The organism is Streptomyces sp. NPDC017943, from assembly GCF_044328425.1.
GTDB lineage: Bacteria > Actinomycetota > Actinomycetes > Streptomycetales > Streptomycetaceae > Streptomyces > Streptomyces djakartensis_A.
Map to the genome: position 1 here is coordinate 1 of NZ_JBIRHH010000073.1, position 3,179 is coordinate 3,179.

A 3,179-nucleotide genomic window follows, 5' to 3' on the forward strand; every position below is an offset into this window, starting at 1 on the left:
CCCTGCAGGGCAGCCTCCCTGCGCGCTACCTCGCCCCGCGCCGCATGCCCCGCACTGATCGCCTCCCGCGTCGCCGCGGAGTGCCTCTTGCCTAGCGAGCTCGTGCACGGTAGGCAGGGAGGCGTCGAGGCGGTCGGTGGGGCTCGGTGTCACCTCTGCCGTGTCGGCGTCAGGTCCGCGGTCTGCTGGTGGGACAGCAGGCCGGCGATGGCCTGGACGGTGTCGCTCATGTGCTCGCGGCGGCCGAGGTGGCGGGCCAGGACCCGCCAGTTCTTCAGATGGGCTATCCCGTGCTCGACCCGGATACGACGTGTGGAGTGTGCCTTGCGCTGTCGCTCGTGCATCTCCTCGTACCAGTCCGGGGCGTTCTTCTTGAACTTGCGGTGCGGTGGTGTCACCACCCGGCCGCTGGTCTGCGCGCCCAGACCCTGGTAGCCGGCATCGGCGAGAATCTCCACGGCGGGCCCGTCGGCCAGGAGCTTGACCAGCCCTAACTGGCGGGCGTGGGTGATGTCCGCGCAGCTTGCGGGTCGTGCTGGGCTGCACCACAGCACGCGGCCTTCGGCGTCCGTGACGACCATGGACTTGACGGCGTTCTGCTTGTTCTTGCAGGAAATGAACGTGTCGCGGTCTTTTCGTCCGGCGGCGGGCCGACGGACCCGGATGTCGGTGCCGTCGATGATGCCGGTCGTCCCGCTCGCGCCGAGGTGGTCGACGGCGTCGGTCAGAGTTCGCAGCCGCACGTCGGGGCTGACCGTGCAGCCTCGCTCGGCGAGCAGGGGCCGCACCTCGCCGACGGCCCGGGTGATGGTGGAGCGGTCCACGCCGAACCAGCAGGCCAGCACGTCGTGGGTGACCCCGTGCCGAAGATGGACGAGCGTGGCCAGCAGCCGGTCGATGAACACCAGCCGGTGCTTTGCGCCGGCGCCCACGGCCCGCTTCCGCGGTCGGGCGGCAAGCCGCGCCTGGTGACGTTCCTGCCACAACGGGCCTATCTCCTCGACGAGTTCAGCAATCACTCCCGCAGTCAGGCCCGTGATCCGCCGATTACTGATGATCACCGCACACGTTGAGTTCCCCACCACCTGACCATGTTCAACGATCGAGAACTCGACGTCTCACCGCCTACCGTGCACGAGCTCGTTAGTGACAGGCCCGTGACCAGCAGATCCACAATCGGTCGCCATGCGAGGAACGCTCCGCCGGCATGATCGGCGGACCGGACAGTCAAGTTGAAAAAGGCTCACTCACCCGCCTGCAGCCGCGCTGGTGTACGTCAGCACTCTGTTCCTCCCGGACATCCTGAGTCGGGAAAAGCGGCAGAAGAAACATCCCAACGCCAACCGGGGGGGCCTATGCTCGCAGCGGACGATAGGGCCGGGGCGACACCTGATGAACGACCCCACCGTCCAACGCGGTTCCTGCGGCTCAGCGACGTAGTCCCTGCGGAGGCTCAGCCGCCGGAACGGCAACAGGGGCCGGCGCGCCTGTGGCAGAGGGAGCCGCACCGTTTTCGGCAGCAAGCGTATGGGGAATGATCGAACCTGCGGTGATGGCCCTTCGGTAATGGGTCCAGGCGCCCTCAGCCCACTTCTGCGCCCCTGCCAGAGATTCCTCCGGGACGTACATGCGGATGGGCTCGGGCGACACGCCCTGCATCCGGTCAAGCGTGTGGGCCATCAGGAGGGACCGGATGCGCTGCTGGTCCGCGAATACGGCTGGACTAGTCGTAGAGGCGGGGTTATTACTCAAGATCTGTCGCGCTCTATTTAGGGCTGCGCTATTTGATTCATGCCCTTTTCGGTAGGATTCCAGGGAGTACTCCTCGAACGGGCGCCAATTTTTCCTCGAGGACCATCTGCGAGAAATGTATTCTGGATTCAGCTTATCAATGTAAGCCCTTTCTTCTCCTTTCGTCATATTTCCCCCATCTCCCCTGAGGGTGGCAGAGTATTCGCCCCTGTATTGTACGACGCACGACCAAATATCTTCCGAATTAAGCTTGCCCCATGATCGCTCAATGGCGGTATCTTGGGCCAGTGTCCCGGGATTGATGTCATTCTTCATCATGTAATTGAGATCCAACGCGCCGTGGAGCAATGTCCGCATCATCCATTGAAGGTCGGTTTCAAAGACCCAATCCGGGTTTCCTGGATTTGAGCCCGGCGGTACATCGATAGCTCTACGTATAGTCATTTACTTCCCCTGATGTCGGACCTGCGCAATCCATCTGGCTATTGCGGCATCCACGGAGTTTGCCGGCACCGTGTTCTTGCGGGCGAGCGGGTCTGCAAGCGCCACGATACCTGCCTAACCTCGATCTTTCGTGACGGTCCGTCGGTTTCTTCGGCGGGCCGTTTCGGTTGTGCGGGCTGGTGGCAGGCAGGCTGATGGCCCGGCTGTCGCGTCGGGTGAGCGCCGGGTTCCACGGCTGCGGTCGGGGTGATGCTGCTCGCAGGGACGGGAACGTGCTGGTCAGCCGGGGTTCGGAAGGGCTTCGAGCCGTGCCAGGGCATCGGTGATCACGTCGGTCCAGGGCCAGTGGCGGGCGAACCTCAGGTGCCGGCGGCGGGCGGTCGTGAGGATCTGGGCTGCGGCGGAGAAGATGCGGACCGGAGGCGGCGGGACTCCCACCTGCGGGTTTTGCCGGTCAGAGCGAGCATCGGCATCCACGCGAGGAGATCGAGGGCGATCTGGACGATCTCCAGCCAGATCCGGTTCTGTGCGGTGTCGTGCAGGGGCAGGTTGCGCAGACCGGTGGCGCGAGCTGTTCGGATGCGGTCCTCGGCTCTCGCGCGTTGGCGGTGCCGCAGTTCGAGTGCGGCGATGGGGACGCCGGCGGTGTTGGTGGCGAACGCCGTGAGTCGCAGCCCGTCGGCATCGGTGAACCGCAACTGGGCATCGGGGTGCGGGCGTTCCTTGCGGACGATCAGCCGCATCCCCTTCGGCCAGCCCTTCAAGACGTCCCCCTCGAGCTCGGCGACCCAGGCGCCGTCGCGGATCTCACCTTCCGGTTCAACGGCCACCGCCCATGCGGCGGGCGGGAGCTTGAGGACGGCCTGGTGGATGGCGTCGGTGATGGTCATGCCGACCGAGTAGGACAGCCACCTTCCCCGCTGGGCGAGCCATGCGACGAAGTCGTGGGTGCCACCGCCAGAGTCGGTACGAATCAGCGTCTG

General features: G+C 65.2%; 2 protein-coding genes and 1 pseudogene. All 3 read right to left on the minus strand.

Annotation, left to right across the window (positions count from 1 at the left end):
- Window positions 1-149: 149 nt before the first annotated feature.
- Window positions 150-932: a transposase family protein gene (locus tag ACH4C6_RS36275; protein WP_398112830.1), complete on the minus strand. Its 783-nt coding sequence runs from the start codon at window positions 930-932 to the stop codon at window positions 150-152.
- A gap of 496 nt (window positions 933-1,428) precedes the next feature.
- Window positions 1,429-2,196, minus strand: a complete 768-nt coding sequence (locus ACH4C6_RS36280) for a hypothetical protein (RefSeq protein WP_398112831.1) — start codon at window positions 2,194-2,196, stop codon at window positions 1,429-1,431.
- Between the two features lie 279 nt (window positions 2,197-2,475).
- Window positions 2,476-3,179: pseudogene (locus ACH4C6_RS36285) on the minus strand (transposase); the annotation flags it as partial.

What these genes read in the sequence shown, in the direction of transcription:
- ACH4C6_RS36280 (WP_398112831.1), bottom strand. Translation starts at nt 2,196, where the DNA reads ATGACTATACGTAGAGCTATCGATGTACCGCCGGGCTCAAATCCAGGA.